The following is a 24,433-nucleotide window of genomic DNA, read 5'->3' on the forward strand; positions in this document are numbered from 1 at the left end:
CTTTGCTTATTCCAGTTTGCGAAACAGATTGCTGCCACAGCGCGCACAAAACGCGGCGTTGGGTTCATGGCTGTCCTTCTTGCACACTGGGCAGTCGGTATGCAGCTGTTCGCCGCGCATGGCACTGGCCAGTTCAGCGGTAAAAATACCCGTCGGCACGGCGATGATCGAGTAACCGGTGATCATCACCAGCGATGAAATAACCTGGCCCAGGGGCGTCTTGGGCACGATATCGCCGAAGCCCACGGTGGTCAGGGTGACGATCGCCCAGTAGATGCCCTTGGGGATACTGGTAAAGCCATGTTCCGGGCCTTCGATCACGTACATCAACGTGCCGAACACCGTCACCAGGGTGCACACGCTGACCAGGAACACCACGATCTTCTGCTTGCTGCCGCGCAGCGCCGCCATCAGGTAGTTGGCCTGCTTGAGATACGGGCTGAGCTTGAGCACGCGGAAGATGCGCAGCATGCGGATGATGCGGATGATCAGCAGATACTGGGCGTCGCTGTAGTACAGCGCGAGGATGCCGGGGACGATGGCGAGCAGGTCCACCAAGCCATAAAAGCTGAAGGCATAGCGTAGCGGCTTGGGCGAGCAATACAGGCGCAGGCCGTACTCGATGGCGAAGATCAGCGTGAAGCCCCACTCGATATAGGCCAGCAGGTCGGCGTAGTTCTGATGGATTGTGTCGATGCTGTCGAGCATCACGATCACCAGGCTGGCGAGGATGATCAGCAGCAGGATGCCGTCAAAGCGCCGCCCGGCGACGGTGTCGCTTTGGAACACCATGATGTAGAGGCGCTGGCGCCAGTCGTTGTTGCTGTCCATAAACCCTGCCTGAAACGAATATCGAGCAAGCCTAGGGCGATTCGTACGGGCTGTCCATGTGAGGCTTGTGCAGCATTCGCTGACCGGCGCGCACCAGCCAGCACGCGAGGATAAACGGCGCGGTCAGCGCGGGCAGGTGCAGGGCGGCGAAGCCTGGGGTGAGCAGGATGGCCAGGCCGATACCCAGCAGCGGCAACCAAGGCTGGCGACGCGACGAGCACAGGGCCAGGGCGGCCAGCGCGGGGTTATAGCTGTGCAGGCCGAGCAGAGCGCCAGTGGCGTCGTTCAACCACAGGCCGGCCAGCATGCCGAGAGTGGCGCCGCCCAAGGCCCACGCGACGGCGCGACGGTCGGCCAGCAGCAAGCCCAAGGCGATCAGCACACCCGCCAGGGGCTGGTCCAGCAGCATGATTTGCCCAAGGCCGGTGAAGGGCGCGGCCAGTATAGCGACAGTGTCGGGCTCGCTCAGCGCAAGGGTGTTCTGCGGGACCTGGCCGAGCAGCAACCAGCCCAGCCCAACAAAGGGCGCGGTGTACGCTGGCAAATCCAGGGGTTGGGTCGCGTGTTTCAACCAGTGCCGGGTGAGGATGGCACTCAAGCCGCCGCACGCCAGGATCAGCGGCGGCACCAGCGCCGACCAGGCAAAGTGCTGGCTGATCAACAGGCCCAGCAATACGCCGTTGTAGCTATACAGCCCGGCCTGGCGCTCGGCCTTGGGATACCCCCGGCGCTGGGCCGTGAGCAACCCCGCGACACCTCCCAGCAAGGCACCGCCGAGCAACGCCGGGGCGCCGATCAGGATCGCCAGCAGGCACAGCAGGCCGCACAGCGGGTGGCGCTGCAGGAAGATTTGGCTGAAGCCGTTGAGCAGGGCTTCGGCCCAGTCGGGGCAGGTTGGGTTGTGCATTTGGGTTGAGTCAATAAGACCGAGTTGCCCTCCTCGCAGGCAAGCCAGCTCCCACATTTGATTGATGTTCGACATGCAAACTCGATCAAATGTGGGAGCCGGGCTTGCCCGCGATGAGGCCCTGACAGGCGCTAAATCAGCGTCTCTATACGCAGCGAATTGGTGGACCCCGGCTGCCCGAACGGCACCCCTGCGGTAATCACCAAGGTATCGCCACGCTGCGCCATGCCCTGGGCCTGGGCAATTTCCAGCGCGGTGGAACACACCTCATCCACCTGGCGCAGCCGATCATTGACTACCGAGTGCACGCCCCACGCCACGCTCAGGCGTCGCGCCGTGGACAGGTTGGGCGTGAGGTTGAGAATCGGCGCCACGGGCCGTTCCCGCGCCGCCCGCAAGCTGGAACTGCCAGACTCGCTGTAGTTCACCAGCACCGCTACCGGCAGGATGCTGCTGATGCGGCGGATCGCGCAGCTGATGGCGTCCGACACCGTGGCATCTGCCTTGGGCCGGCTGACATCCAACTGTGCCTGGTAGTCTGGGCCGTTTTCCACCTGGCGGATGATCTTGCTCATCATCTGCACCGCTTCCAGCGGGTACTCGCCCGAGGCGGTTTCCGCCGACAGCATCACCGCGTCCGCACCTTCAGCCACCGCATTGGCGACATCGGTGACTTCGGCGCGGGTGGGTGCTGGCGAGAAGCGCATGGATTCGAGCATCTGCGTGGCCACCACCACCGGCTTACCCAGTTGGCGGCAGGTGCTGATGATGTCTTTCTGGATCTGCGGCACGCTCTCGGCCGGTACTTCCACGCCCAAATCACCCCGGGCCACCATGATCGCGTCGCTCAGTTCGGCGATTTCGCGCAGCCGTTGCACCGCTGACGGCTTTTCGATCTTGGCCATCAAAAACGCCTTATCACCAATCAGCTCGCGGGCTTCGCGGATGTCTTCCGGGCGCTGCACAAACGACAGCGCCACCCAGTCCACACCCAGCTCCAGGCCGAAGCTCAGGTCGCGGCGGTCCTTGGCGGTGAGTGGGCTCAGTTCCAACAGCGCTTGTGGGACGTTCACACCTTTACGGTCAGACAGTTCGCCGCCATTGAGCACGGTGGTGTCGATGGCGTCGGCATGCTTGGTGACCACGCGCAGGCGCAGCTTGCCGTCGTCGAGCAGCAGGTCCATGCCCGGCTCCAGGGCCGCGATGATTTCCGGGTGGGGCAGGTTGACCCGGCGTTGGTCCCCCAAAGTTTCATCCAGGTCCAGGCGCAGGGCCTGGCCGCGTACGAGCTGCACCTTGCCTTCGGCAAAGCGTCCCACCCGCAGCTTCGGCCCTTGCAGGTCCATGAGGATGCCGAGCGGGTAGTTGAGCTGGCGCTCGACCTGGCGAATCCACTGGTAGCGCTGGGCATGGTCGGCGTGGTCACCGTGGCTGAAGTTGAGGCGGAAGATATTTACCCCGGCCTCCACCAGCTCGCGGATGTCATCGATACCGTCGGTGGCCGGGCCCAGAGTGGCGAGGATTTTGACCTTCTTGTCAGGCGTCATGGTTGGCAGTCTCAAGGATCAGGATGGCGCGGAAGTCGTTGACGTTGGTGCGCGTCGGCTCGGTGACGATCAAGTCGCCCAGGGCGGCGAAATAGCCGTAGCCGTTGTTGTTGTCCAGCTCATCACTGGCCGACAGGCCCAGGGCTTCGGCACGGCGGTAGCTGCAGGGGGTCGTGATCGCGCCGGCGTTGTCTTCTGAACCGTCGATGCCATCGGTATCGCCGGCCAGGGCGTACACGCCGGGCAGGCCCTTGAGGCTGTCGGTGAGGCTCAAGAGGAATTCCGCGTTGCGTCCGCCACGGCCGTCGCCGCGTACGGTGACGGTGGTTTCGCCCCCCGAAAGGATCACGCACGGCGCCGCCAGTGGCTGGCCGTGCTGCACGATCTGGCGGGCGATGCCGGCGTGTACCTTGGCCACATCGCGGGCTTCGCCTTCCAGATCACCGAGGATCAGCGGGCTGAAACCGGCCTGGCGCACTTTTACTGCTACCGCTTCCAGGGATTGCTGCGGGCGGGCGATCAATTGGAAGTGGCTGCGGGCAAGCACCGGGTCGCCGGGCTTGACGGTTTCCGAGGTCGGGTTCTGCAACCAACTGCGCACCGAAGCGGGGGCGTCGATGTGGTAACGCTTGAGGATCGCCAGGGCCTGTTGTGAGGTGCTCGGGTCACCGACGGTCGGGCCCGAGGCAATCACCGTGGCCTGGTCGCCCGGTACATCGGAGATCGCGTAGGTGTACACCGTGGCCGGCCACGCAGCCTTGGCCAAGCGACCGCCCTTGATCGCCGAGAGGTGCTTGCGCACGCAATTCATCTCGCCAATGGTGGCGCCGGATTTAAGCAGGGCTTTGTTGATGGCTTGCTTGTCCGCCAGGGTGATGCCCTCGGCGGGCAGGGCGAGTAGAGCCGAGCCACCGCCGGAGAGCAGGAAGATCACGCGGTCGTCTTCACCCAGATGGCTGATCAGTTCCAGCACGCGCTGGGCCACGGCCAGGCCGGCCGCATCCGGCACCGGATGGGCGGCTTCGACCACTTCGATTTTTTTGCATGGCGCGCCATGGCCGTAGCGGGTGACCACCAGGCCCGAGACCTCGCCCTGCCAACAGTCTTCGACGACCAGTGCCATGGCGGCTGCGGCTTTGCCGGCTCCGATCACGATCACACGGCCACTGCGGTCGGCAGGCAGGTAGGGTTCAAGGACTTGCCGGGGGTGGGCGGCGTCGATGGCTGTGGCAAACAGCTCGCGAAGCAGGTGTTGCGGATCGACCGACATAAGCGGGCTCCCGGGGGATTCTTGTTATTAGAGGTGCAGCGATCGTTCCCACGCTCTGCGATCGTTCCCACGCTCTGCGTGGGAATGCAGTCCGGGACGCTCTGCGCCCAAAGCGTGACGCGGAGCGTCACAAGAGGCATTCCCACGCGGAGCGTGGGAACGATCAGCGGTGTGGGTTATTTTTCGCGAATCGAGAAGTTCGCCATATGCTCCAGGCCCTTGATCAGCGCCGAGTGGTCCCAGTTGCCGCCGCCAATTGCCGTGCAGGTGCTGAACACTTGCTGGGTGCCGGCGGTGTTCGGCAGGTTGATCCCCAGTTCCTTGGCACCGGCCAGCGCCAGGTTCAGGTCCTTCTGGTGCAGGTTGATGCGGAAACCCGGATCGAAGGTGCCCTTGATCATGCGCTCGCCGTGCACTTCCAGGATCTTCGACGATGCAAAGCCACCCATCAGCGCTTCACGCACTTTGGCCGGGTCGGCGCCGTTTTTGGAGGCGAACAACAACGCTTCGGCCACCGCCTGGATGTTCAGCGCGACGATGATCTGGTTGGCCACCTTGGCGGTCTGGCCATCGCCATTGCCGCCTACCAGGGTGATGTTTTTGCCCATGCTCTGGAACAGCGGCAACGCGCGTTCGAACGTGTGCGGTTCGCCGCCGACCATGATGCTCAAGGTGCCGGCCTTGGCACCGACTTCACCACCGGACACCGGTGCGTCCAGGTACTGCGCGCCGGCCTGGTTGACCTTGGCGGCGAATGCTTTGGTCGCAGTAGGGGAGATCGAGCTCATGTCGATCACCACCTTGTTCGGTGACAGGCCCGCAGCCACGCCGTCGGCGCGAAACAGCACGTCATCGACTTGAGGGGTGTCGGGCACCATGACGATGATGAACTCGGCTTCCTGGGCCACTTGTTGCGGGTTGGCCAGCGCCACGGCGCCGGCGCTGATCAGTTCAGCCGGAGCCTTGCCGTGATGTTCGGAGAGAAACAGTTGATGGCCTGCTTTCTGCAGGTTGGCGGCCATGGGTTGGCCCATGATGCCGGTGCCGATGAATCCGATTTTAGCCATGATCAAAATCCTCGTTTAATGTGGGAGCTGGCTTGCCTGCGATGGCATCACCTGGGTATGCCTGATACAGCGAGGTGTCCGCATCGCTGGCAAGCCAGCTCCCACAGTGTTTTGTGTTGTGTCAGTTGTCAGATGGCGTTATGGGTTTTGAGCCAGCCCAAACCCGCCTCGGTAGTGGTCAACGGCTTGTACTCACAGCCGACCCAACCCGCGTAACCAATGCGGTCCAGATGCTCGAACAGGAAGCGGTAGTTGATCTCACCGGTACCTGGCTCGTTGCGCCCTGGGTTGTCCGCCAGTTGGATGTGGTTGATCTCGCCCAGGTGCGCCGCCATGGTCCGCGCCAGGTCGCCTTCCATGATTTGCATGTGGTAGATGTCGTATTGCAGGAACAGGTTGGCGCTGCCCACTTGCTCGCGAATCGACAGGGCCTGCGCCGTGTTGTTGAGGTAGAAGCCCGGAATGTCGCGGGTGTTGATCATCTCCATCACCAGCTTGATACCCGCCGCCTGCAGCTTCTCGGCGGCGTACTTGAGGTTGGCGACGAAGGTCTTTTCTACGGTCTCGTCATCAACGCCTTGTGGCCGGATACCCGCCAGGCAGTTGACCTGGGTGTTGCCCAAGACCTGGGCATAGGCGATCGCCAGTTTGACCCCGGCACGGAACTCCTCGACCCGGTCCGGGTGGCAAGCCAGGCCGCGCTCGCCCTTGGCCCAGTCACCGGCTGGCAGGTTGAACAGCACCTGGGTCAGGCCGTTGGCGTCCAGCTGCGCCTTGATATCGGCAGAGCTGAATTCATACGGGAACAGGTACTCCACGCCCTGGAAACCGGCATCGGCAGCCGCTTTGAAGCGGGCAAGGAAATCCTGTTCGGTAAACAACATGGACAGGTTGGCAGCAAAGCGCGGCATAGGGTTCTCCTTAATCGAGCAGGGAAATGGCAGTCGGCGCATCGTTGCCGACCAGGGCCAGATCTTCGAATTCATTGACGGCGTTGATCTCGGTGCCCATGGAAATATTGGTCACCCGTTCCAGAATAATCTCAACGATCACGGGCACCTTGAATTCTTCGATCATCTCTTGGGCGCGGCGCAAGGCAGGTTGGATCTGGCCTGGCTCGAACACACGCAGAGCCTTGCAGCCCAAGCCCTCGGCAACCGCCACATGGTCGACGCCGTAGCCGTTGAGTTCGGGGGCGTTGAGGTTGTCGAAGGACAGCTGCACGCAGTAGTCCATCTCGAACCCACGCTGGGCCTGACGGATCAGGCCCAGGTAAGAGTTGTTCACTACCACATGGATGTACGGCAGCTTGAACTGCGCGCCCACCGCCAGTTCTTCGATCATGAACTGGAAGTCATAGTCGCCCGACAAGGCCACCACTTTGCGGCTCGGGTCGGCCTTGACCACGCCCAGCGCTGCGGGAATGGTCCAGCCCAATGGGCCGGCCTGCCCGCAGTTGATCCAGTGGCGGGGCTTGTACACATGCAAGAATTGCGCGCCGGCAATCTGCGACAGGCCGATGGTGCTGACGTAGCAGGTGTCTTTTCCGAACACCTGGTTCATCTCTTCGTACACGCGTTGCGGCTTGACCGGCACATTGTCGAAGTGAGTCTTGCGGTGCAGGGTGGCCTTGCGCTGTTGGCAGTCATGCAACCAGGCACTGCGGTCCTTGAGCTTGCCGGCGGCTTTCCACTCGCGGGCCACTTCAATGAACATCGTCAGCGCGGAGCCGGCGTCAGAAACGATGCCAAGGTCCGGCGTGAACACGCGGCCAATCTGGGTCGGTTCGATGTCGACGTGAATGAATTTACGGCCCTCGGTGTACACCTCGACCGAACCGGTGTGACGGTTGGCCCAGCGGTTGCCGATGCCCAGCACCACGTCCGACTTGAGCATCGTCGCGTTGCCGTAGCGGTGCGAGGTTTGCAGGCCGACCATGCCCACCATCAGCGGGTGGTCGTCCGGGATCGTGCCCCAGCCCATCAGGGTCGGGATCACCGGGATGCCGGTCAGCTCAGCGAACTCCACCAGCAGCTCGCTGGCGTCGGCGTTGATCACGCCACCACCGCTCACCAGCAATGGGCGTTCGGCTGCGTCGAGCAGAGCCAGGGCTTTTTCCACTTGCACACGGGTCGCCAGCGGCTTGGCCAGGGGCAGCGGCTGGTAGGCGTCGATGTCGAATTCGATCTCGGCCATCTGTACGTCGAACGGCAGGTCGATCAACACCGGGCCAGGGCGGCCGGAGCGCATTTCATAAAAGGCCTTCTGGAACGCGTAAGGCACTTGGCCGGGTTCCAGCACCGTGGTTGCCCACTTGGTCACTGGCTTGACGATGCTGGTGATGTCCACGGCCTGGAAGTCTTCCTTGTGCATCCGGGCGCGGGGGGCTTGGCCGGTAATGCACAGGATCGGGATCGAGTCGGCCGAGGCGCTATACAGGCCGGTGACCATGTCGGTACCCGCCGGGCCCGATGTGCCGATGCACACGCCGATATTGCCGGCCTTGGTGCGGGTGTAGCCCTCGGCCATGTGCGAGGCGCCTTCAACGTGGCGAGCAAGGACGTGATCGATGCCACCCACCTTCTGCAAGGCCGAATACAGCGGGTTGATCGCGGCGCCTGGGATACCGAAGGCGGTATCCACACCTTCACGGCGCATCACCAGGACGGCGGCTTCGATTGCTCTCATTTTGCTCATGGTTTTGGTGCCTCTTGCGTTTTGTAATTGTATACAAGTGGTGTCTGTCCAAAGTGTATTCACGGCGAGCGGCGTTGGTCAATGCCTTTCGTAAACTGACCTTTGCGTTCGTCGGAAGCGCTTTTTTCGACGTATGGAGCCTTTGTTGGAAAATATTGTATACAAAAACAAATATCATTGTGTTCTATTTGTATCATCGAGCATCTGATCAAACAGACCTCACCGCGTTACCCATAACAAGATAAGGACGGCACCTATGAGCGCTTTAACCTTGAAACTCGCCACCCAACTGGCCACCCAGGCCCTTACTGCAGGCCGCACCATTTCGGCTGCGCCACTGACCATCGCCGTGCTCGACAGCGGCGGCCATCTGGTCACCCTGCAACGCGAAGACGGCGCCAGCCTGCTACGCCCGCAAATCGCCATCGGCAAAGCCTGGGGCGCCATTGCCCTGGGCAAGGGTTCACGTTTGCTGGCACTGGACGCCCAACAGCGCCCGGCGTTTATCGCGGCGTTGAACAGTCTGGGTCACGGCAGCGTCGTGCCGGCACCGGGTGGGGTGTTGATTCGGGATCAGAGTGGCATGGTGCTCGGCGCAATTGGGATCAGCGGGGACACGTCCGATATTGACGAGCAGTGTGCGATCACGGCGATAGAGGGGGTGGGGTTGATGGCGGATGCGGGGGTGTCGGCTTGAATCGTTCTGACTGTGAGTAAGCTATCGCAGGCAAGCCAGCTCCCACATTGGCGGTGTTCACAAATCCAACTGTGTGAATCCAATCAGTGTGGGAGCTGGCTTGCCTGCGATGCAGTCGACTCGGTCTACAGTCAAACCCAAATAGCATCCCACAGCGGATAGTCGCCAAACTTCTTTACCAGCCCAGCCCTGAGTGGATTAGCTACGATGTAGCGTGCAATCCCCTCAAGGCTTTCCTCTCGACGCACGGCATGATCATGAAAGCCCGGCTGCCAGAGGCGACCTTGGCGGCCAGCCACCGCATTCACAATTCGGGTGCTCTTGGACTTCACTTGTCGCATCAAGTCGGCAAGCGAACCTTTCTCCAGAGCAACAAGCCAATGGAAATGATCAGGCATTACTACCCAGGCCAATGAGGTTGCGAGCCCTTTATATTGAACGATTCTGAATTGGTGTACGACCAGACGGCCAAGTCTGAAGTCGCTGAAGATGGGCTCACGTTCAAGGGTGTTGGTGGTGAGCAGGTAAATGCGGTTGGATTCGTTATAGCGGCCGATGCGCAGGCGTTTTGAAGCAGGTAGATCAGGCATTCCTTGGCCTCTCTTCAGATGGTGTTCTGAGAGGCTAGACTGAGGGGCGAAGGCTGATCGGCAGGCTTTTAGCAGGATGTGTCTGGATGGGCGCTATCGCGGGCAAGCCCGCTCCCACAGGGGATTATGACCAATTTACATTTTGTGTCCCGCGCAAATCCGTGTGGGAGCTGGCTTGCCTGCGATAGCCTCTGCGCGGTCTATCAATCCGGCTCACACCCCTTGAGCACCAACCGAATGATCGTCTGCGCCGCCGCCTCATAATCGGCCTCATCCAGCTTGGCCTTGCCGGTTACCGCCGAGATCTGCCAGTCGAAATCGGCATAGGTCTGGGTGGCTGCCCAGATGCTGAACATCAGGTGGTTGGGGTCAATTGCTGCGATCAGGCCACGGTCAACCCAGCTCTGGATGCAGTCGATATTATGCTTGGCCTGGGCATTGAGCTGTTCAACCTGGTCGGTGCTCAGGTGTGGGGCGCCGTGCATGATTTCGCTGGCGAACACCTTGGAGGCAAACGGCAGGTCGCGGGAGATGCGGATTTTGGAGCGGATGTAGTTGCTCAATACTTCCTTGGGCTCGCCTTCGGGGTTGAACGGCGTGGAGGCGGCCAGGATCGGCTCGATAATGCTTTCGAGCACCTCGCGGTAAAGGTTGTCCTTGGATTTGAAGTAGTAATAGACGTTGGGCTTGGGCAGCCCGGCCTTGGCGGCGATGTCGCTGGTTTTGGTCGCGGCGAAGCCCTTGTCGGCAAACTCCTCGCTCGCCGCCCGCAGGATTTTTTCTTTGTTGCGCTCGCGAATGCTGCTCATAAACCAGACGTTTCCTTGCCATGACAGGCGGTTGCGCATGGTAGCACCGGCCATCCGCAAGCCTCAACAATCTGCCCGCAACGCCTTGCGCCGCGCTATGCTCGCGCCATCTCTCTCTAACGGAAGTTCGGTTCATGGCAGGAAGCAGCTTGTTGGTGTTGATCGACGATATCGCGGCGGTACTCGATGACGTCGCGCTGATGACAAAAATGGCCGCCAAGAAGACATCGGGCGTGCTGGGCGATGACCTTGCACTGAACGCCCAGCAGGTCTCCGGCGTGCGGGCTGAGCGGGAAATTCCCGTGGTGTGGGCGGTGGCCAAGGGCTCGTTTATCAACAAGTTGATCCTGGTGCCGACGGCCCTGTTGATCAGCGCCTTTGCTCCGTGGGCGGTGATACCACTGTTGATGCTTGGCGGTGCCTATCTGTGTTTCGAGGGCTTCGAAAAACTCGCGCACAAATTCCTGCACAGCAAGGCTGAAGATCAAGCCGAACACGCGCAGTTGGCTGAAGCGGTGGCCGATCCGGCAACCGATCTGGTGGCGTTCGAGAAAGACAAGATCAAGGGTGCCATCCGCACCGACTTCATTCTGTCCGCCGAAATCATTGCCATCACCCTCGGCATTGTCGCCGACGCGCAGCTCACACAGCAGGTGATTGTGCTGTCGGGTATCGCCATTGTCATGACCATCGGCGTATATGGATTGGTGGCTGGTATCGTCAAGCTCGACGACCTGGGGCTGTGGCTGACGCAGAAGCCGGGCCAGGTGGCACGCAGTATAGGCGGCGCGATTCTGAGTGCGGCGCCGTACATGATGAAGAGCTTGTCGGTGATCGGCACGGCGGCGATGTTTATGGTCGGTGGTGGCATTCTCACCCATGGCGTGCCCGTGGTGCACCACTGGATCGAGACGGTGAGCCAAAGCACAGGGGCGCTGGCGTGGCTGATGCCGACGTTGCTGAATGCGGTGGCGGGGATTATTGCCGGTGGGGTGGTTCTGGTATTGCTCACCTTAGTGACCAAGCTCTGGGTTGTTTTAAAATCCAAACCATAACGTGCCCATGCTTTCTCAAAACAAGCAGTGCCAGGCGGCGCTGCTTGTTTTTCAGCTAACAGCGCTTCACTTAATGAAAGACATCGTAACCGTGATCGGCAAAGTTCAGTAGAAGCCTTGCCTCGGAACCCTCGGTCGTCAGATGCTCAGTGGTCAGCCTGTTATAGTACAAGCGAGGCAAGGCGCTGCTCATCCCGTTAATCATTTGGTCGCCCACTGTCGAATTGTTTCCTCCTAGGCTATCGATATATTCAAGCACTCGCTCCGCATTCGCGGCGATATCAGCGCGCTCACTGTCGCTGAGGCTGGGATCGTTCCAATTGCCTCCAACCTTATCGTAGAAATCGTCGATCCTGTGTTCTTCAAGCCGCGCTGCATAGGGGTTTGTGAATGGATCCAGGTGAGCGGACGTCGGCATTTTATCGGCGGGCAATGGTGTAAGCAGATTGTCGAACAAGGGGTTTTTGGTGATTTCGTCTACGGTCCGATAATCGCCAGCTGCCCGGCCGGTGTTTTCGGTTGGGGCTTGCAGTTTCGGCATACCAAACTGTTGTGCAATGGCGTCTATCGAGCCAGCCGCCAAATTCAAGGTGTTCGGAATGAACATGATGTGTCCTTTTGAAGAAGTTTAATCAGGAATACCTCGGCGGCCTTGGGTGAGCCGCCGGGTCAGTACCTGTGTGTAAACTTTCATTCAAGAGGTTCCACTGTTTTCGCCGTCTGGCGGTGATCAGTGGCTCAAAGTGTGACGATAGATGGCGTTTACAGGATTGAGGCCAAGGCCATTGCGATGACCTTGGCTTTGGTCAATGACGTTTACTCGGCAATCTGCAATTTGCGCGATTCCGTATAGATATACCGCACCTTCTCATACTCGAACGGCGAGTTCATCTGGCCGTAGCGGAAGCTGGTCTGGTAGCGCTTGTCCACGGCGCGCAGGGCCCAGACTTCCGGATGGTTGGAGCTGACTTCGGATACGTTGAGGAAGTTGATCTGCGATTCGGCGCTGTAGTCCACCAGCAAGCCGGTGGTGTCACGCAGGTTCGACGGGCCAAAGATCGGCAACACCACATAGGCGCCGCCCGGTACGCCGTAGAAGCCCAGAGTCTGGCCGAAGTCTTCGCTCTGGCGCGGCAGGCCCATGGCGGTAGCCGGGTCCCACAGGCCGGCGATGCCAATGGTGGTATTGACCAGCAGGCGCCCGGTGGTTTCCAGCGAGCGGTGGCCCTTGAGCTGCAACAAGCTGTTCATCAGGTTGGGCACATCGCCCAGATTGTTGAAGAAGTTGCTCACGCCGGTGCGCAGGAAGCTCGGCGTGACGTAGCGGTAACCGTTTACTACCGGCAGGAATACCCACTGGTCGAAGCGATAGTTGAAGTGGTACACGCGGCGGTTCCACGACTCCAGTGGGTCGTAGACGTTAAGCGCGGTGAGCGTGGAGCGTTCGAACTCACGCTGGTCCAAGCCTGGGTTGAACTTGAGCTTGGTCAGCGGCTCCTTGAAGCCGTCGGCATCGACCTTGACGGGTTCTTGGGCCTTGCTGTTGTCGGCATTGGCCACGCCTGCGCACATCAGTGCGGCGAGCAGCAGAAGATATTTAGCCACGGAAGAACTCCAGCATGGCGTCGGCGTTGACGCGGTAATTGAGGTTGCCGCAATGGCCGCCCAGCGGGTAGACGGTCAAGCGATCGCCGAAGGTTTTACGCAGGAAGCCCAGGTCGCCAGGGCCGAGGATTACATCGTCGGCGTTATGCATCACGGCAATTTTCGGGCTGTCGCGCAGGTAGTCCTTGAGGGCGTAGAGGCTGACCTGGTCGATCAGTTGCAGCAGGCTGCCGCCATCGGAACGCGCGCGCCACATCGGGATCACTTGTTCGGTGAGGTAGCAGTCGAAGTCACACTGCAGGGCACGCTTGAGGAACGGCGTGAGGCTGGTGCCTTCGGTGATCGGGTATTTGGGTGGAATGATCAGGCCGCGGCGGTTGATCAAGTCCGAAGTGAACGCAATGTCAGCGGCCGAGAAGCGGAACGAGGTGCCGATCAGCATGGCCATCTGTTCATTGCTCAGGTGCTGCTTGGACTGCTGGAAGTCATAGAGCAAGGCATCGTTGAGGTCGATGTAGCCTTTCTGCTGGAAGTAACGCGTCAGTTTGCTCAGCACCAACTCATAGAAGGTGGTGCTGTTGTTGATGCCCTTAACCTCGGTCTGTACCAGCTTGTCGAGGTTGGTGATCGAGGTGTAGAGGTTGACCGGCGGGTTGAGCAGCAGCACTTTCTTGAAGTTGAAGCTACGGCGGGTCTCATCCAGCTTGCTGACAAACGCCGCATCCAGGGCGCCCAGGCTGTAACCGGTGAGGTAGAAATCAGTCACTGGCAACGAGGCGTTCTGCGCGCGTACGGCTTGCATCACGCGGTACATGTCTTCGGCGTCTTCCTGGGTGATGCCCGGGGTGGCGAAGCGCGAAGCGGCGCTGATGAAATCGAAGCTGGTTGGCGAGGAGAGCTGCACCACATGGTAGCCGGCCTGGTAATACAGCTTTTTCAGGTATTCATTGATGCTGCTATCAAAGCGTGCACCGGTGCCGGCGATCAGGAAGATCAAAGGCGCAGCACGGTCCTGCTTGGCAATGCGGTAAGTGAGTTTCTTCACCGCCCAGAAATTGTCCGGCAGGCTGAACTCGCGCTCGGGGCGCATCGTCAGGGTGTAGTCGGACTGGTTGATCTCGTCATCTGTCGGCAGGGTTGGCCGCAGATCGGGAGGCGTGGTGGCGATGGTTGCTTCGAACGGGTTGGTCAAAGGGTAGCCATAGCTGGCTTGGTCGATATCGACGGCCAGTGCTGACGCACTCAAAAATAGGCTGCCCAGCAAGGCAGCACAGCGCAAGGAACGGAGCATGACTTAATCCCTAAGAGGAACGGGCTGAATGAAGTTCGCAGGCTATGACCACCGCCTTGTCACCGAAGTGCCAGCACTCGGCACGAAAAGTCGGAAAAAACGTCGGAATCGGGGTAATAGTAGCGAGACGATACACTTTGCCATGCTTTGTTGAACAGATATCTGTGCGAACACCTTGCTAACGGCCGCCGTGGGATTAAGCTGGGCGCCGTTTTTGCCTATCGGAGTGCCCCATGTCCCGTCGTTTGCCGTTGATTCTGCTGCTTATTGCCTTGCCGTTATGGCTGGCCGCCAGTTATGCCGCACGCTACGGCTTCATGGAGGATGGGCAGTGGGTTGGCATCTGTGCTGATGAGGCCAGTCGCTGGGAATGCCAGGTGCGTTCGAACCTGGGTTTGATGATCCATTTCAAGCTGCTGGGGTGGGCGGCGTTGATCACCTCGGTGCTGGGCTTTTTTGTACCGGGGCGTGCGGGATGGGCGTTGGCGGTGGTGGGCTTGGTGTTCGGGCTGCCGGCGCTGGCGTTGTACAACACGACGTTTGCGGTGTTTGCGGTGGTGATTGCGGGGTTGCGGTTGGTCAGGAAGCCGCGCGGCGCCTGATGTGGCCTCAGCGCAGGCAAGCCAGCTCCCACATTTGACCGTGCTCACAGATAGAAATGTGTGAACCCACTCAACTGTGGGAGCTGGCTTGCCTGCGATAGCGGTGTTACGCCTTGCGCACTCGCAAGCAACGCCACAAAGCCGCAACCATCAGCACGCTGACCACTGCCCAACCCCAGGCCTGCTGGTTCAACAGCCCTTCACGGTACAACTGCGGCGCAACGCCGGTACCGATGATAAAGGCCAGCAACGCAATCTCCCGACGTGGTCCGGTCACCGGGCGTACCAGGTACACCAGGGCCGGCAACACCAGCGCCGCGCTTGGGAAGCTGCGATAGCGCGGGTCAAACACCAGCGCTAGCATCATCACCGCACCGGCAAACCCGGCGATTGCCATCAGCCAGCCCGCGCGTTGCTCCAGCCAGCTGAACCCGCGCTCACGCCAGCCTTCCCGTGCGCTGAGGGCGAGTGCGGCGTGGGCCAGCACCAGCAAGTTCAACATCACCAGCAAGCCTGCCCATACCCATTCATCGCTGAAGCGCGCGGTAACGCGGGTCAGTTCGGCCCAACTGCCGATGGAGCACGCTGCGACGGCCCCTAGCAACGGCAGTATTAATGCAGAGCGAGTGCTGCGAACGCGGCCGCCGAGCACCAGGGTGCCAAGCAGGATGAGCCCGCCGACGCCCAGCCACAGCCGCCAGTAGGGCACATTGGTCACCGGGCCGGCGAGGATACCTTTGTCCTGACGGTCTGCATCGAACAGCCCCCAGTAACCACCCACAGCCCCTTCACTCGCACGTTTCCATGGCTGGTCAAAGGCTTCGATCAGGTTGTAGCGCCAGCCATTGGCTTCGGCCATGGCCACGAAGCCGCGCATGAACCTGGCCTCATTGACCCGGCTGGGCACGGCGGTTTCGCGCTGTCGGCCTTCGCTGGGCCAGCCGGTTTCGCCGATCACGATGTCCTTGGGCGCGAATTTATGGCCGAAGGTCTGGCGCACATCGCCCACGTGCTTGAGCGCCTGGTCGATGCCGGACGGCTCATCTTCCCAATACGGCAACAGGTGAATGGTCAGGAAGTCCACCGCCGGCTCGATTTCCGGGTGTTGCAACCAGAACTCCCAGACATCGGCATAGGTGACGGGCTGCTTGATCTGGCTTTTAACCTGATGGATCAGCGCCACCAGTTGCTTGGCAGTAACTTCCTTGCGCAGCAGGGCTTCGTTGCCGACGATCACCGAGGTCACTACATCCGGGCTAGCGTTGGCCGCCGCGATCAACTCGTTGATCTCTTTTTCGGTCGCCACAGGGTCGCTGCTGACCCAGGCCCCGGCCATCACTTTCAACCCATGCTTGCGCGCCATGTCCGGCAGGGCCTCCAGGCCGGTCATGGAATAGGTGCGAATGCATTCAAAGCGCGTAGCCAGTAGCGCCAGGTCGGCGTCCATGCGCTCGGGGCGCAGCGTGAACGGTTGGTCGAATGGGGACTGGTCTTTGTCGAACGGTGTGTAGGACGCACATTGCAGCTTATGGCTGGCGCTGGCGACGTCTGGCAACACCACGGGCCGGCCGAGGCCGTACCAGTAGCCGACAAGGGCAAGCACGCCGAGGATCAAGGCGAAGAAATAGGGCAGGGCAGGGAAGCGGGCAGTCGCGGGCATGGTCGGCTTATCTGGGGGAGCAAAGGCGCGCATCTTACCCGGATTTGCCGCAGCCCAGTGCGGCTGCATAATTTTGACATGCAAACTTCGGGCGGGATTCTGGCGATAACGCCTACAAAGCGTCCTGCTGGCGATGTGATGTCGTTTCCTGCTCAACCAAGGTCGCTGACAGAGCAGGGCAAATGCCTACGCAGGTTGAAGATAAAACTGTCAGTACTCCACTGATGCCTCAGCAACCGGATCGATGCGCGTGAAGGGGGCGCGGTGCACCCTATAACAACAGTTTGACGTCGCTCGGCATCCGTCGGGCGCAGCACTTTCGGGGAAGTACTATGAAGATGCGACGACTCTTGGGCGCAGCTGCCACTCTGGTAGTTGCGATGGGCTCCACACTGGCCAGTGCCGACAGCAAGACCCTGAGCATCGGCTACGTGGACGGCTGGTCCGACAGCGTGGCCACCACTCATGTGGCGGCAGAGGTGATCAAGCAAAAACTCGGCTACGACGTAAAACTGCAAGCGGTTGCCACCGGGATCATGTGGCAGGGCGTTGCCACTGGCAAACTCGATGCCATGCTCTCCGCCTGGCTGCCGGTGACCCACGGGGAATACTGGACCAAGAACAAGGACAAGGTGGTCGACTACGGCCCCAACTTCAAGGACGCCAAGATCGGCCTGATCGTGCCGGAGTACGTCAAGGCCAAGTCCATCGAAGACCTCAAGACCGACACCACCTTCAAGAACAAGATCGTCGGCATCGACGCCGGTTCAGGCGTAATGCTCAAGACCGACGAAGCCATCAAGCAATATGGCCTGGACTACAAACTGCAAGCCAGCTCGGGTGCGGCGATGATTGCCGAACTGACCCGCGCCGAAGACAAGCAGGAGTCGATTGCGGTCACCGGTTGGGTACCGCACTGGATGTTCGCCAAGTGGAAACTGCGTTTCCTGGACGACCCAAAAGGAATTTATGGTGCTGCGGAAACCGTCAACAGCATCGGCAGCAAGGGCCTGGAGAAGAAAGCGCCGGAAGTCGCAGCCTTCCTGAAGAAATTCCAGTGGGCCTCCAAGGATGAAATCGGTGAAGTCATGCTGGCGATTCAAGAAGGCGCCAAGCCGGACGCCGCGGCCAAGGACTGGGTAGCCAAGCACCCCGAGCGCGTTGCCGAATGGACCGCTAAATAAAAGCCACCGATGCAACCCTGTGGGAGGGGGCTTGCTCCCGAAAGCGGTGTGCCAGTCACAGATTTTTGACTGGCACACCGCTTTCGGGAGCAAGCCCCCTCCCACATTCGTTTTGCACTGACTCAAATCTTCCTGCGCCCCAGCAATCCCTCGCTACACTCGATCTACTACTAAGGTCGTCTGGAACCCATTGCGCAGCCGCATACAGTGGATACGTTCCAAAATAATAAAAAGCTGTGCTGCGAGGATAAAAACAATGAACGACAGCATTTACCTCTCGATTCAAAACAGCCCGCGTTTCAAGGAGCTGGTCAGGAAAAGGGAAAGGTTCGCCTGGATTCTTTCGGCGATCATGCTAGGGCTTTACTCCGCTTTCATCCTGTTGATCGCCTACGGGCCACAAGTGCTGGGGGCCAAGATCAGCCCCGGTTCCTCGATTACCTGGGGCATCCCCCTGGGCGTCGGGCTGATTGTGTCGGCCTTCATTCTCACCGGCATCTACGTGCGTCGGGCCAACGGCGAATTTGACGACCTGAACAATGCGATTCTCAAGGAGGCTGCGCAATGATCCGGCGTCTATTGGCTCTATTCGGTGCTTCGCTGTTGGCTCCGGCCGTTTGGGCGGCGGACGCATTGACCGGTGAAGTGCACAAGCAACCGCTGAACATCTCGGCCATTGTGATGTTCGTCGCGTTTGTCGGCGCCACCCTGTGCATCACTTATTGGGCGTCCAAGCGCAACAAGTCAGCGGCGGACTACTATGCGGCGGGCGGCAAGATCACCGGTTTCCAGAACGGTCTGGCGATTGCCGGTGACTACATGTCGGCGGCGTCCTTCCTGGGGATTTCCGCGCTGGTGTTCACCTCCGGCTATGACGGCTTGATCTACTCGATCGGCTTCCTTGTGGGCTGGCCGATCATTCTGTTCCTGATCGCCGAGCGCTTGCGTAACCTGGGCAAATACACCTTTGCCGACGTGGCGTCCTATCGCCTGGGGCAAACCCAGATCCGCAGCCTGTCGGCGTGTGGCTCGCTGGTGGTGGTGGCGTTCTACCTGATCGCGCAGATGGTCGGCGCGGGCAAGCTGATCCAGCTGCTGTTTGGCCTTGATTACCATGTGGCGGTGATCCTGGTGGGTATCCTGATGTGCCTGTACGTGCTGTTCGGCGGCATGTTGGCGACCACCTGGGTGCAGATCATCAAGGCGGTGCTGTTGCTGTCCGGTGCCTCGTTCATGGCGCTGATGGTGATGAAGCACGTCAACTTCGATTTCAACATGCTGTTCTCCGAGGCGATCAAGGTTCACCCCAAAGGTGAGGCGATCATGAGCCCCGGCGGCCTGGTGAAAGACCCGATCTCGGCATTCTCCCTGGGCCTGGCACTGATGTTCGGTACCGCTGGCCTGCCGCACATCCTGATGCGCTTTTTCACGGTAAGCGACGCCAAGGAAGCGCGTAAGAGCGTGCTGTACGCAACCGGCTTCATCGGCTACTTCTATATCCTGACCTTTATCATCGGCTTCGGCGCGATCCTTTTGGTCAGCACCAACCCGGCGTTCAAGGATGCAGCGGGCGCCTTGCTCGGCGGTAACAACATGGCGGCGGTGCACCTGGCCAACGCGGTGGGTGGCAGTATCTTCCTGGGCTTCATCTCGGCCGTGGCGTTTGCCACCATCCTGGCGGTGGTTGCCGGCTTGACCCTGGCGGGTGCTTCGGCGGTGTCCCATGACCTGTATGCCAGCGTGATCAAGAAGGGCAAGGCCAACGAGAAAGATGAGATTCGCGTGTCGAAGATCACTACCGTAGCCTTGGGTGTATTGGCCATCGGCCTGGGTATCCTGTTCGAAAGCCAGAACATCGCGTTCATGGTCGGCCTGGCGTTCTCCATCGCCGCCAGCTGTAACTTCCCGGTGCTGCTGCTTTCCATGTACTGGAAAAACCTCACCACCCGTGGTGCCATGATTGGCGGCTGGCTGGGCTTGATCAGCGCCGTGGGCCTGATGATCCTCGGTCCGACCATCTGGGTGTCGATCCTGCACCATGAAAAGGCGATCTTCCCGTACGAGTACCCGGCGCTGTTCTCGATGATCATCGCGTTCGTCGGCATCTGGTTCTTCTCCATCACCGACAAGTCGGCGGCGGCGGAGAAAGAGCGTGCGCTGTACTTCCCACAGTTTGTGCGTTCGCAGACTGGCCTGGGGGCGAGTGGGGCGGTTAATCACTAAGTCGTCAGCTGCATAAGAGATACCCCGGTCGCAAGGCCGGGGTATTTTTTTGCCTGGGCTGGCCTCATCGCGGGCAAGCCCGGCTCCCACACTGGGTCGTGTCCTTTTGTTGGAATGCGGTCCAATGTGGGAGCTGGCTTGCCTGCGATGACGGTAGATCAGGCCACACCAACAAAAACGGCCTCCACTAAGGGAGGCCGTTCTCAATGCAGCTAAGCAGTTGAATGCTTACTTGCGGTCTTCCAGCTTGGTGATGTCACGCGACTCGTAGCCGGTGTACAGCTGGCGCGGGCGGCCAATCTTGTACGGGCTGGAGAGCATTTCTTTCCAGTGGGAGATCCAGCCCACGGTCCGCGCCAGGGCGAAGATCACGGTGAACATGCTGGTTGGAATGCCGATCGCCTTGAGGATGATCCCCGAGTAGAAGTCGACGTTCGGGTACAGAGAACGTTCGATGAAGTACGGGTCGGTCAGGGCGATCTCTTCCAGGCGCATGGCCAGTTCGAGTTGCGGATCGTTCTTGATGCCCAGTTCCTTCAACACTTCGTCGCAGGTCTGCTTCATGACAGTAGCGCGCGGGTCGCGGTTCTTGTAGACCCGGTGACCGAAGCCCATCAACTTGAACGGATCGTTCTTGTCCTTGGCCTTGGCGATGAAGGTGTCGATGTTGGACACATCGCCGATTTCATCGAGCATGGTCAATACGGCTTCGTTCGCACCGCCGTGGGCAGGGCCCCACAGTGCGGCGATACCGGCGGCAATACAGGCGAACGGGTTGGCACCCGAAGAGCCCGCCAGGCGCACGGTAGAGGTGGAAGCGTTCTGCTCATGGTCGGCGTGGAGGATGAAGATCCGGTCCATGGCCTTGGCGAGCACCGGGCTGATCGGTTTGATCTCGCACGGGGTGTTGAACATCATGTGCAGGAAGTTTTCCGCGTACGTCAGGTCGTTGCGCGGGTACATCATGGGTTGGCCCATGGAGTACTTGTAAACCATTGCGGCCAGGGTAGGCATCTTGGCAACCAGGCGGATCGCGGAAATTTCGCGATGCTGCGGGTTATTGATGTCCAGGGAGTCGTGATAGAAGGCCGACAGGGCGCCTACTACACCGCACATGACGGCCATCGGGTGGGCGTCGCGACGGAAGCCGTTGAAGAAGGTCTTCAACTGCTCGTGAACCATGGTGTGGTTCTTCACGGTGCTGACGAACTGGGCTTTCTGCTCGGCTGTTGGCAATTCGCCATTTAGCAGCAGGTAGCAGGTTTCCAGGTAGTCCGACTTTTCAGCCAGTTGCTCGATCGGGTAGCCGCGATGAAGCAGAATGCCATTATCACCATCGATATAGGTGATCTTCGACTCGCAGGACGCGGTCGACATGAAGCCTGGGTCGAAAGTAAAACGGCCCGTGGCCGTCAGGCCCCGTACGTCGATAACATCGGGACCAACGGTGCCGGTTAAAATGGGCAGCTCGACGGGGGCTGCGCCCTCGATGATCAACTGCGCTTTTTTGTCAGCCATGTGGCCTCCTATTTATGCTTCAAATCATCAGACAGACCCCCCACGCAGGGCCCGCACCACTATATTGATATAAATCCAGATGTCAATTTGCCTAAAGTCTTGCGCCAGAAGGCTTTAACCGTACTTTTTCGTCGAAATTGACTGCCATTTACGCCTTTTATCCCGCCAGCGCAATCAGCTATTAGGGTGAGGTGTGCGCGTTGTCATTAGTAACCTAACTGTCTATACTCGGCCACCGACCGCCAAGGGCTTTTGGGCTTGCTTTCATTGGGGGTCGCACTCCCTGGGTGGTGCTTACCTGACCAGTCGCACTCCCCAACAACTTTGCCCTGATTGTTAGGGGCTCTTCAGTGTGAAAAAAAGCCGTGAATAGCCAACGACCTGTAAACCTAGACCTAAGGACCATCAAACTCCCCATCACCGGCGTTACGTCGTTCCTGCACCGTGTTTCCGGCATCATCCTATTCCTGGGCTTGGGCATCATGCTTTATGCATTGAGCAAATCCCTGGGTTCCGAGGAAGGATACGCCGAGGTGAAGGCATGCTTGACCAGCCCGCTGGCCAAGTTCGTAGCATGGGGCCTCCTGTCCTCTCTTCTGTATCACCTGGTAGCCGGTGTGCGCCACTTGATCATGGACATGGGCATCGGTGAGACGCTGGAAGGCGGCCGCCTGGGCTCGAAAATCATCGTCGCCATTTCCGTGGTGCTGATCGTTCTGGCAGGAGTTTGGATATGGTAACCAGCGTAACGAATCTGTCGCGTTCGGGCCTCTATGACTGGATGGCACAGCGTGTGTCTGCGGTCGTTCTCGCGGCTTATTTCATTTTCCTGATCGGATACCTCGTCGCAAACCCGGGCATCGGCTATGAGCAATGGCACGGCCTGTTTTCCCACAATGCGATGCGAATCTTCAGTCTGCTGGCCCTTGTAGCCCTGGGCGCTCACGCCTGGGTTGGCATGTGGACCATCGCGACTGACTACCTGACGCCGATGGCGCTGGGCAAGTCCGCGACTGCAGTACGTTTCCTCTTCCAGGCAGTATGCGGCGTCGCGATGTTCGCTTACTTCGTCTGGGGTGTGCAGATTCTTTGGGGTATCTGATTCATGGCTAACATTCCAACTATTTCATTCGACGCCATCATTATTGGTGGCGGCGGTGCTGGCATGCGCGCTGCGCTGCAGCTGGCCCAGGGCGGTCACAAGACGGCCGTGATCACCAAGGTGTTCCCGACGCGTTCCCACACCGTATCGGCCCAGGGTGGTATCACCTGCGCCATCGCCTCCGCCGACCCTAACGATGACTGGCGCTGGCACATGTACGATACCGTCAAGGGTTCCGACTATATCGGTGACCAGGACGCTATCGAATACATGTGTCAGGAAGGCCCGGCCGCGGTGTTCGAGCTGGACCACATGGGTCTGCCGTTCTCCCGTACCGAGCAAGGCCGTATCTACCAGCGTCCATTCGGTGGCCAGTCCAAGGATTACGGTAAAGGCGGCCAAGCTGCCCGTACTTGCGCTGCGTCCGACCGTACCGGTCACGCGCTGCTGCATACCCTTTACCAAGGCAACCTGAAAGCCGGTACCACGTTCCTGAACGAGTACTACGCGGTTGATCTGGTGAAGAACGGCAAGGGCGAGTTCGTCGGTGTGATCGCCATCTGCATCGAAACCGGTGAAACCACCTACATCCGCGCCAAGGCGACTGTGTTGGCGACCGGTGGTGCAGGTCGTATCTACGCTTCTACCACCAATGCCCTGATCAACACCGGCGACGGCGTCGGCATGGCCCTGCGTGCTGGCGTACCGGTACAAGACATCGAAATGTGGCAGTTCCACCCGACCGGCATCGCCGGCGCCGGTGTGCTGGTGACCGAAGGTTGCCGTGGTGAAGGTGGTTACCTGATCAACAAGCACGGCGAGCGTTTCATGGAGCGTTATGCTCCGAACGCCAAAGACTTGGCTGGCCGTGACGTTGTGGCACGTTCGATGGTTAAAGAGATCATCGCCGGTAACGGCTGTGGCCCGAATGGCGACCACGTACTGCTCAAGCTCGATCACCTGGGTGAAGAAGTGCTGCACAGCCGCCTGCCTGGTATCTGCGAGCTGTCCAAGACCTTCGCCCACGTTGACCCGGTAGTTGCTCCGGTTCCGGTGGTTCCAACTTGCCACTATATGATGGGCGGCGTGCCGACCAACATTCACGGCCAGGCAATCACCCAGAACGCCGACGGCCAGGACGAGATCATCCATGGTCTGTTCGCAGTAGGTGAAGTGGCTTGCGTATCGGTTCACGGTGCCAACCGCCTGGGCGGCAACTCGCTGCTCGACCTGGTGGTATTCGGCCGTGCGGCCGGCCTGCACCTTGAGAAGGCGCTGACTGACGGTATCGAATACGATGACGCCACCGACGCCAACATCGAAGCGGCCCTGGCGCGTCTGAACGCTCTGAACGAGCGCACGGATGGCGAAGACGTGGCAACCCTGCGTCGCGAGCTGCAAAGCTGCATGCAGAACTACTTCGGTGTGTTCCGTACCGGCGAATACATGCAGAAGGGCATCGCCCAGCTGGCTGACCTGCGCAAGCGCATCGCCAACGTCAAAATCAACGATAAGAGCCAGGCGTTCAACACTGCTCGTATCGAAGCCCTTGAGCTGCAAAACCTGCTGGAAGTGGCTGAAGCGACGGCGATCGCCGCCGAGGTTCGTAAAGAATCCCGTGGTGCTCACGCTCGTGAAGACTTTGAAGATCGCGACGACGAAAACTGGTTGTGCCACACCCTGTACTTCCCGGGTGACAAGCGCGTAACCAAGCGTGCCGTGAACTTCTCGCCGAAGACGGTGCCGACGTTTGAACCGAAGATTCGGACTTACTAAGG

At 59.9% G+C, this 24,433-nt stretch carries 23 protein-coding genes; 9 read left to right on the forward strand and 14 right to left on the reverse strand.

Annotated features, from left to right (window positions below):
* Positions 1 to 6: 6 nt before the first annotated feature.
* The 7 genes from BOP96_RS13370 to gcl form a co-directional block, all read right to left on the reverse strand.
* Entirely contained in the window at positions 7 to 831 is an 825-nt protein-coding gene (locus tag BOP96_RS13370; protein ID WP_019820385.1) for an ion transporter, read from the reverse strand.
* 31 nt (positions 832 to 862) lie between these two features.
* Complete coding sequence (locus BOP96_RS13375) at positions 863 to 1,738, reverse strand: urea transporter (RefSeq protein WP_038449570.1); 876 nt, start codon at positions 1,736 to 1,738, stop codon at positions 863 to 865.
* Between the two features lie 131 nt (positions 1,739 to 1,869).
* Positions 1,870 to 3,285: a pyruvate kinase gene (gene pyk, locus BOP96_RS13380; RefSeq protein WP_073453051.1), complete on the reverse strand. Its 1,416-nt coding sequence runs from the start codon at positions 3,283 to 3,285 to the stop codon at positions 1,870 to 1,872.
* Positions 3,275 to 4,555, reverse strand: a complete 1,281-nt coding sequence (locus BOP96_RS13385; RefSeq protein WP_073453053.1) for a glycerate kinase type-2 family protein — start codon at positions 4,553 to 4,555, stop codon at positions 3,275 to 3,277. The genes pyk and BOP96_RS13385 overlap by 11 nt, the downstream gene beginning before the upstream one ends.
* 176 nt (positions 4,556 to 4,731) lie before the next feature.
* Positions 4,732 to 5,622, reverse strand: coding sequence for a 2-hydroxy-3-oxopropionate reductase (locus tag BOP96_RS13390; protein WP_020302585.1), 891 nt, complete (start codon positions 5,620 to 5,622; stop codon positions 4,732 to 4,734).
* A gap of 128 nt (positions 5,623 to 5,750) precedes the next feature.
* On the reverse strand, positions 5,751 to 6,533 hold the full coding sequence (gene hyi, locus BOP96_RS13395) for a hydroxypyruvate isomerase (protein WP_014717718.1): 783 nt from the start codon (positions 6,531 to 6,533) through the stop codon (positions 5,751 to 5,753).
* 10 nt (positions 6,534 to 6,543) lie between these two features.
* Entirely contained in the window at positions 6,544 to 8,319 is a 1,776-nt protein-coding gene (gene gcl, locus BOP96_RS13400) for a glyoxylate carboligase (RefSeq protein ID WP_003189987.1), read from the reverse strand.
* 256 nt (positions 8,320 to 8,575) lie between these two features.
* Here gcl and BOP96_RS13405 point away from each other — a divergent pair, with 256 nt between their 5' ends.
* Positions 8,576 to 9,016, forward strand: coding sequence for a GlcG/HbpS family heme-binding protein (locus BOP96_RS13405; RefSeq protein WP_014717719.1), 441 nt, complete (start codon positions 8,576 to 8,578; stop codon positions 9,014 to 9,016).
* A 131-nt stretch (positions 9,017 to 9,147) separates the two neighbouring features.
* Here the strand turns inward: BOP96_RS13405 and BOP96_RS13410 are convergent, their stop codons facing one another.
* Both BOP96_RS13410 and BOP96_RS13415 read right to left on the reverse strand, forming a co-directional pair.
* Complete coding sequence (locus tag BOP96_RS13410; protein ID WP_014717720.1) at positions 9,148 to 9,606, reverse strand: REP-associated tyrosine transposase; 459 nt, start codon at positions 9,604 to 9,606, stop codon at positions 9,148 to 9,150.
* A 203-nt stretch (positions 9,607 to 9,809) separates the two neighbouring features.
* Complete coding sequence (locus BOP96_RS13415) at positions 9,810 to 10,415, reverse strand: TetR/AcrR family transcriptional regulator (protein ID WP_014717721.1); 606 nt, start codon at positions 10,413 to 10,415, stop codon at positions 9,810 to 9,812.
* Between the two features lie 134 nt (positions 10,416 to 10,549).
* Between BOP96_RS13415 and BOP96_RS13420 the strand changes: the two genes are divergently transcribed.
* Positions 10,550 to 11,470: a DUF808 domain-containing protein gene (locus BOP96_RS13420; protein WP_014717722.1), complete on the forward strand. Its 921-nt coding sequence runs from the start codon at positions 10,550 to 10,552 to the stop codon at positions 11,468 to 11,470.
* Positions 11,471 to 11,540: 70 nt separating this feature from the next.
* Here the strand turns inward: BOP96_RS13420 and BOP96_RS13425 are convergent, their stop codons facing one another.
* The 3 genes from BOP96_RS13425 to BOP96_RS13435 all read right to left on the reverse strand — a co-directional run bounded on the left by BOP96_RS13425 (position 11,541) and on the right by BOP96_RS13435 (position 14,366).
* On the reverse strand, positions 11,541 to 12,077 hold the full coding sequence (locus BOP96_RS13425) for a hypothetical protein (protein ID WP_019820397.1): 537 nt from the start codon (positions 12,075 to 12,077) through the stop codon (positions 11,541 to 11,543).
* Between the two features lie 209 nt (positions 12,078 to 12,286).
* Positions 12,287 to 13,075, reverse strand: a complete 789-nt coding sequence (locus tag BOP96_RS13430; RefSeq protein WP_014717723.1) for an MlaA family lipoprotein — start codon at positions 13,073 to 13,075, stop codon at positions 12,287 to 12,289.
* Complete coding sequence (locus BOP96_RS13435) at positions 13,068 to 14,366, reverse strand: serine protein kinase PrkA (protein WP_003189995.1); 1,299 nt, start codon at positions 14,364 to 14,366, stop codon at positions 13,068 to 13,070. The genes BOP96_RS13430 and BOP96_RS13435 overlap by 8 nt, the downstream gene beginning before the upstream one ends.
* A 233-nt stretch (positions 14,367 to 14,599) precedes the next feature.
* Here BOP96_RS13435 and BOP96_RS13440 point away from each other — a divergent pair, with 233 nt between their 5' ends.
* Complete coding sequence (locus BOP96_RS13440; RefSeq protein ID WP_014717724.1) at positions 14,600 to 14,968, forward strand: hypothetical protein; 369 nt, start codon at positions 14,600 to 14,602, stop codon at positions 14,966 to 14,968.
* A gap of 106 nt (positions 14,969 to 15,074) precedes the next feature.
* Here the strand turns inward: BOP96_RS13440 and BOP96_RS13445 are convergent, their stop codons facing one another.
* Positions 15,075 to 16,628, reverse strand: coding sequence for a glycoside hydrolase family 17 protein (locus BOP96_RS13445; RefSeq protein ID WP_073453055.1), 1,554 nt, complete (start codon positions 16,626 to 16,628; stop codon positions 15,075 to 15,077).
* A gap of 332 nt (positions 16,629 to 16,960) precedes the next feature.
* On the opposite strand from BOP96_RS13445, the gene BOP96_RS13450 reads away from it, so the two are divergent.
* The 3 genes from BOP96_RS13450 to BOP96_RS13460 all read left to right on the forward strand — a co-directional run bounded on the left by BOP96_RS13450 (position 16,961) and on the right by BOP96_RS13460 (position 20,035).
* A complete protein-coding gene (locus BOP96_RS13450; RefSeq protein ID WP_003233255.1) occupies positions 16,961 to 17,812 on the forward strand; it encodes a glycine betaine ABC transporter substrate-binding protein in 852 nt (283 codons plus the stop codon).
* Positions 17,813 to 18,068: 256 nt separating this feature from the next.
* Positions 18,069 to 18,380, forward strand: coding sequence for a DUF485 domain-containing protein (locus BOP96_RS13455; RefSeq protein WP_003190001.1), 312 nt, complete (start codon positions 18,069 to 18,071; stop codon positions 18,378 to 18,380).
* Positions 18,377 to 20,035, forward strand: coding sequence for a cation acetate symporter (locus BOP96_RS13460; protein WP_014717727.1), 1,659 nt, complete (start codon positions 18,377 to 18,379; stop codon positions 20,033 to 20,035). The genes BOP96_RS13455 and BOP96_RS13460 overlap by 4 nt, the downstream gene beginning before the upstream one ends.
* 228 nt (positions 20,036 to 20,263) lie before the next feature.
* Here BOP96_RS13460 and gltA read toward each other — a convergent pair whose 3' ends face one another.
* Positions 20,264 to 21,553, reverse strand: coding sequence for a citrate synthase (gene gltA, locus BOP96_RS13465; RefSeq protein ID WP_014717728.1), 1,290 nt, complete (start codon positions 21,551 to 21,553; stop codon positions 20,264 to 20,266).
* Between the two features lie 365 nt (positions 21,554 to 21,918).
* Here gltA and sdhC point away from each other — a divergent pair, with 365 nt between their 5' ends.
* From sdhC to sdhA, 3 genes are read left to right on the forward strand one after another with little or no spacing between them, the layout of a single operon-like run.
* Positions 21,919 to 22,293, forward strand: coding sequence for a succinate dehydrogenase, cytochrome b556 subunit (gene sdhC, locus BOP96_RS13470; protein WP_014717729.1), 375 nt, complete (start codon positions 21,919 to 21,921; stop codon positions 22,291 to 22,293).
* Positions 22,287 to 22,655 carry a succinate dehydrogenase, hydrophobic membrane anchor protein gene (gene sdhD / locus BOP96_RS13475; protein WP_003172805.1) on the forward strand — a complete coding sequence of 123 codons (369 nt, stop codon included), beginning with the start codon at positions 22,287 to 22,289 and terminating at the stop codon, positions 22,653 to 22,655. The genes sdhC and sdhD overlap by 7 nt, the downstream gene beginning before the upstream one ends.
* A 3-nt stretch (positions 22,656 to 22,658) precedes the next feature.
* On the forward strand, positions 22,659 to 24,431 hold the full coding sequence (sdhA, locus tag BOP96_RS13480; RefSeq protein WP_014717730.1) for a succinate dehydrogenase flavoprotein subunit: 1,773 nt from the start codon (positions 22,659 to 22,661) through the stop codon (positions 24,429 to 24,431).
* The last annotated feature ends 2 nt before the right edge of the window (positions 24,432 to 24,433 follow it).

The sequence above is a fragment of the Pseudomonas sp. FSL W5-0203 genome (assembly GCF_001896155.1).
Taxonomy (GTDB): domain Bacteria; phylum Pseudomonadota; class Gammaproteobacteria; order Pseudomonadales; family Pseudomonadaceae; genus Aquipseudomonas; species Aquipseudomonas paracarnis.